The sequence below is a fragment of the Leptothrix toolikensis (SeqCode) genome (assembly GCF_057922285.1).
In genome coordinates, this window is sequence record NZ_JBYSVC010000115.1 from 1 (window position 1) to 5,318 (window position 5,318).

Genomic DNA, 5,318 nt, shown 5'->3' on the forward strand with positions numbered 1-5,318 from the left:
AGATGCCCGACCTTTTCGCCCCGACCTGAGCCCTGAGCAAGCCGAGGTGCTGAGGCAACTGGCCTTGGGCGAGCCGGTGACCTCCTTGCTGCACGGCGTGACCGGCAGCGGCAAGACCGAAATCTATCTGCGTGAGGCCGAACGGGTGCTGGCCCAAGGCCGCCAAGTGCTGGTGTTGGTGCCCGAAATCAACCTCACGCCGCAGCTCGAAGCGCGCTTTGCCCAGCGTTTCGGGGCCTCCCGCCTGCGCGCTTTGCACAGCGGACTGACGCCGGCGCAGCGTTTGCAAAACTGGTTGGCGGTCCATCTGGGGCATGCTGATTTGGTGCTCGGCACGCGCTTGGCGATCTTTGCGCCCTTGCCACGGCTTGGGCTGATCGTGGTCGATGAAGAGCACGACCCGTCCTACAAGCAGCAAGAAGGCGCACGCTACTCGGCGCGCGATCTGGCGGTTTACCGTGGGCGCTTGGAGGGCGTGCCGGTGCTGCTCGGCTCGGCCACACCGTCGCTCGAAACCTGGCTCAACGCTCAGCCGGTAGGTGAGGCCGTGCAGGGCCGCACCCAAAGCCGCTATCGGCGCTTGGCCATGCCGAGCCGCATCGGCGCGGGCGCTTTGCCCGCCGTCAAGCTGCTTAATTTGGCCGAGGTGGTGGCCCGTCATGGGCGTGCCGTGCTTTATGAGATGCCGATTGCGCCACCGCTGATCGAGCGCATGAAGCAATGCCTAGCGCGCGGCGAGCAGAGCTTGGTGCTGCTGAACCGTCGGGGTTACGCGCCGGTGCTGCATTGCCCAAGCTGCGGCTGGAAAAGCCAGTGCAGCCAGTGCAGCGCTTGGCGGGTGTTCCACAAAATCGACCGCACCTTGCGTTGTCACCACTGTGGCTCGGTCGAGCCGGTGATGCGCTCTTGCCCCGATTGCGGCGACATGGATATCCAGCCCTTGGGGCGGGGCACGGAACGGCTCGAAGAACAACTCGGTGCGCTCTTGCCCGAGGCGCGCATGGCGCGCATCGACGCCGACACCACCCGCACCCGGGGCAGCTTGGAAGAGCAGCTTGCCCAAGTCCACGATGGCCATGTCGATGTGCTGGTGGGCACGCAGATGGTGGCCAAGGGCCACGACTTTCGGCGCATCACCTTGGTGATCGCTTTGAACGCCGATGCGGCGCTGTTTTCGCAGGATTTCCGCGCGCCTGAGCGGCTCTTTGCCTTGCTGATGCAAGCCGCAGGGCGGGCTGGGCGTGACGCCGAACAAGCGTCGGCCAGCGAAATGTGGGTCCAGACTTGGCACCCCAGCCATCCGCTTTACCAAGCCTTGCAACGCCACGACTACGTGGCTTTTGCCCGCAGCCAGCTCGAAGAGCGCCAGATCGCCGGCTTGCCGCCCTACACCCATCTGGCCCTGCTGCGGGTTGAGGCGCGTGATCAAGCCAGCGCGCAAGCCTTTTTGCAGGCGGCCACCGAACGGGCGGAGGGTCTGGAAAGCACGGCCTTGTCGGCGGGTGAGTTGTTGCTTTACCCTGCGGTGCCGGCCCAAGTGCAGCGGGTGGCGAATGTGGAGCGCGCGCAGATGCTGCTTGAGGCGTCTTCGCGCGCGGTGTTGCAGCGCTTTCTCAGCGCTTGGCTGGATGTGTTGCAAGCACAGCGTGCAACCTTGCCCAAGGTGCTGCGCTGGGCAGTGGATGTGGACCCTGTATCGATATGAACATCCCCCATGTGAAGACCCCCCATGTTGCTTTGAACGTGGCCGTGATCGGCGCTGGACCCGTGGGCTTGGCCTTGGCGCTCGAAGCCTCAGCGCGCCTGCCCGCAGCGCGCATCACGGTCTTCGACGCTTTGCCTGCGGATCGGGATGTGTCCGCTGACCCACGTGCCTTGGCCTTGTCGCTTGGCAGCGTGCAGATCTTGGAGCGACTCGGCCTGTGGTCGGCGGTGCGGGAGGTGGCCGCGCCGATTCGCCGCGTGCATGTCTCGCAGCAGCAACCAGGCTTGAGTTTGCTGGGCTTGGGGGGGGACGCCGGTTTGTGGATCGACGCGCGTGAAGAAGGCGTGGCGCAGTTGGGTGCGGTGGCGCATTACGGTGCCATCGTTGCCCCCATGCGTGCGGCTTGGCTGGCTTTGTGTGCCAACCAGCCGCAGCGCCATATCGCCCGCTGGGGCACCAAGGTACGCGCTCTCAAAGCGCTACCTAACCAGCCCGCCGAGATCGAAGACGAGCAAGGCGTGGTCGAAACCTTTGACTTGGCCGTGGTGGCTGAGGGCGGGGTGTTTGCTGATCAGGCGCGGCGTGCTATCCAGCGTGACTATCACCAGACGGCTTGGGTGGGGACGGTCACGCTAGAAGGTGGCGAGGCGGGCACCGCGTTTGAGCGCTTCACGCCCCAAGGGCCGCTGGCATTGCTGCCTTTGCCTTTGCCCGCCGCCCGGGCCGGAGACAAAACCCGTCGCGCCTCTTTGGTGTGGTGCGTGGCCCGCGACGGTGACGATATTGCGAGCCTGAGCGAGGCCCAGCGGCTGACCGTGCTCAGCTACTTGCTGCCGCCCGAGGTGGGCCGCTTGGTGGCGTTGTCACCGCTCAAGTCCTTTGCTTTGGGCCTCAATGCTGAGCGCCAACTGGTGCAAGGGCGCAGCGTGCGTATCGGCAACGCCGCGCAAACCATGCATCCCGTGGCCGGGCAAGGCTTGAATCTGGGCCTGCGCGACGCCCGCAGTTTGATGGACGCCTTGTGCGCCAAGGCCCCCACTAGCGCGGGCGTGGACGCCGCCTTGCGTCAGATGGCCCGCGAGCGCGCCCCGGATCGTTGGCTTTTGATGGGCACCACCGATTTCCTCGCTCGCAGCTTCACGTGGCAAGTGCCGGGTCTGACCACGGTGCGTTCGTTGGCGCTGGCCGGTTTACAGCACCTGCCGCTGTTCAAATCGGGCTTAGCGCGGCAGATGATGTTCGGCCGGCGCTGAGGCCTCCAAGCCGCCCTTGGCCTTCCATTCGGTGAAGCCGCCTTGCAAGATGCGCACGTTCTCAAAGCCCGCCACCCGCAGGGCAAAACCGGCTTGGGCCGAAAGACTGCCGGTGTTGCAGTAAATCAGCACCGGTTTGTCCTTCGGAATCGTGCTGCGCTGCGCCAGCACCTTGCGCCATTCCAGATTCACCGCGCCCGGAATGTGCTCCTTGGCGTATTGCCCGGCATCGCGGGCGTCGATCACGTGCATGGTCGGCCACGATGCCCGTGGAATTTGCTCCGGCGAGATCGTCGCGCCGCCGTAATCGACGAAATCGAGATAGGCCTCCATCTCGTCCGTGGCGATCGCTTTGGTGTCTGCCGCCAAGCCGGGGAGCGTCCACAGCAGGGCGGCACAGCTCAGGCCGGTACACAGTGTTTTTTTCAGGGTGCGGTTCATCGTGTCTCCTTCAAACGGTGGGGTGGGTGAATTTGGGATGGCTCTCAGTGCCAAAGTAGGCCAGCAGGGCGGCTGAGACGGCCATCGACAGAGCGACAAAAACGAACGCAGCTTCGATCTGCTGGCTGAGATGTGCGGCCAGACCCAAGCCGAGCGCGCCGATACCGTAGCCCAGATCGCGCCAGAAGCGGTAAACGCCCAAGGCCGTACCGCGCCACGCCGGTGCCGCCAGATCGGCCACAGCGGCCGACAGATTGGGGTAGAGCAGCGCCATGCCGAAACCGGAGAGGCCGGCGGCCAAGCTCCAGCCCCAGACGCCATGCACCACCACCATCAGCATCACCCCGGTACCGCAGATCAGCATGCCCCAGACGTTGGGCCGTTGGCGGCCGATGCGGTCGGAAAGCCGGCCGGTAAAGACTTGGGCCACGCCCCAAACCACCCCGTAGGTGCCGATCACCCAGCCGATGTCGGGCAGCGCCAGACCTTGTTGGTGCAGAAAAACCGGATAGATCACCCACACCAAGGCATCGACAAATTTTTCAACCAAACCAGCTTGGGCCAAGGCGGCCAAGCGGCGGTCTTGCCACGACACCTTGGCAAAGACCGCTCTGAAGTTGTCGGCGACCACCGGGGTGGCCGCCGAGGTGGTGACCCAGGGCCGGGTGTCCTTGATCCAGCCGTGGGTCAAAACCAAGCCGAGTCCGATCACGCCACTGCCCCAAGCGAGCAACGCTTCGCGAGCGCCCAAGGCCACCGCGCCATACGCTGTGATCACACCGGCCAAGGCCATGCCGAAGTAGCCGGCGAATTCGTTCAGACCGAGGATCAGCCCGCGCTCTTCAGGCATGCTGAGATCGAGTTTGGCGGCTTGGGTCATCGACCAGCTCAGGCCCTGATGCACACCCAGTAGGGTGGTCGCCAGCACGATCCAACCCCAGCTTGGGGCCCAAGCCAGCACCAGCGGGATGGGCAGGGCGCTGATCCAGCCCAGCAAGAGCACGCGCTGACGCCCCCAGCGCTCCGAGAGCCGCCCAGCGATCAAATTCATCACGCTCTTGACCAAGCCGAAGGCCACCACAAAGCTGCCCAGCAGCAAGAAGGAATCGTGCGCCACGCCCAACGACGCTTCAGCCAGCGTCGGCACCACGGTGCGCATCAGCCCCAAGGTCATACCGACCAAGAGCACTTGCATAAGCAGATGCCCGATCTGCCCCACGTTGGCGTGCAGACCGTGGTGCCGGGCCATCACAGCGCAGCGCAGGTTGCACGGGTTGCGTGAGTGGCGAGAGTGGCGATAGGCAAGCCGGCGGCGGCCCATTCGCTCACGCCGTCTTGCAGCTTGCGGGCTTGCAAGCCGTGGCGGTGCAGGATCGCCAAGGCCTCGTCGGCGAACAGGCAAAACGGGCCTCGGCAGTAGGCGACGATGGTTTTGTCGCGCGGCAACTCACCGAGGCGTCGTTCGATGTCGGCCACGGGCATGGAGCGTGCAAAGGGCAGGTGCGCGGTGGTGAATTCGGTCTCGGGGCGCACATCCAGCATCACGATTTCACCCCGGCGGGCCTGATCAAGCAGCGTGTGGCGATCCACGTGGGCCAGTTGGGCGGGGTCGGACACCATCTGTGCCAGCGCGCCTTGCAGCTCCAGCAAGTGCTCCTCGGCCACCGACCGCAACATCACCCACAAGTGGGCGACATCCGGCCCGCTGAGGCGATAGACCATGTATTTGCCCTCGCGGCGCACGCTCACCAGTTGGGCGTCTTTGAGGGTTTTCAGGTGCGCGCTGGTGAGCTTGATGTCGGTGCCGAGCTCACGGGTCAAGACCTCCACCGACTTTTCGCCTTGGGCCAGCAATTCAAGCAGCTCCAAGCGCTTCGGGCTGGCGACCGCTTTGCCGATGCGGGCGACTTGTTCGAACA

The 5,318-nt window shown here is 64.9% G+C and carries 5 protein-coding genes; 2 read left to right on the top strand and 3 right to left on the bottom strand.

Going from position 1 to position 5,318, the window contains the following annotated elements; genetic code table 11:
• Window positions 1-1,705 (top strand): replication restart helicase PriA (gene priA / locus AC3VI7_RS11935; protein WP_489671564.1); only part of this gene is annotated, 1,705 nt, incomplete at its 5' end.
• Window positions 1,702-2,958 carry an FAD-dependent monooxygenase gene (locus tag AC3VI7_RS11940; RefSeq protein ID WP_489667785.1) on the top strand — a complete coding sequence of 419 codons (1,257 nt, stop codon included), beginning with the start codon at window positions 1,702-1,704 and terminating at the stop codon, window positions 2,956-2,958. The genes priA and AC3VI7_RS11940, both read left to right, overlap by 4 nt.
• On the opposite strand, the gene AC3VI7_RS11945 is transcribed toward AC3VI7_RS11940, so the two are convergent.
• The 3 genes from AC3VI7_RS11945 to AC3VI7_RS11955 form a co-directional block, all read right to left on the bottom strand.
• Window positions 2,926-3,399 (bottom strand): rhodanese-like domain-containing protein, encoded by a 474-nt coding sequence (locus AC3VI7_RS11945; RefSeq protein WP_369420682.1) that lies wholly within the window; start codon window positions 3,397-3,399, stop codon window positions 2,926-2,928. The genes AC3VI7_RS11940 and AC3VI7_RS11945 overlap by 33 nt on opposite strands.
• A gap of 10 nt (window positions 3,400-3,409) precedes the next feature.
• The gene (locus tag AC3VI7_RS11950; RefSeq protein WP_489667786.1) at window positions 3,410-4,648 is read right to left on the bottom strand and encodes an MFS transporter; all 1,239 of its coding nucleotides are present in this window, start codon (window positions 4,646-4,648) and stop codon (window positions 3,410-3,412) included.
• Window positions 4,648-5,318: ArsR/SmtB family transcription factor (locus AC3VI7_RS11955; RefSeq protein ID WP_489671228.1), on the bottom strand; the 671-nt coding region annotated here is incomplete at its 5' end. The genes AC3VI7_RS11955 and AC3VI7_RS11950, both read right to left, overlap by 1 nt.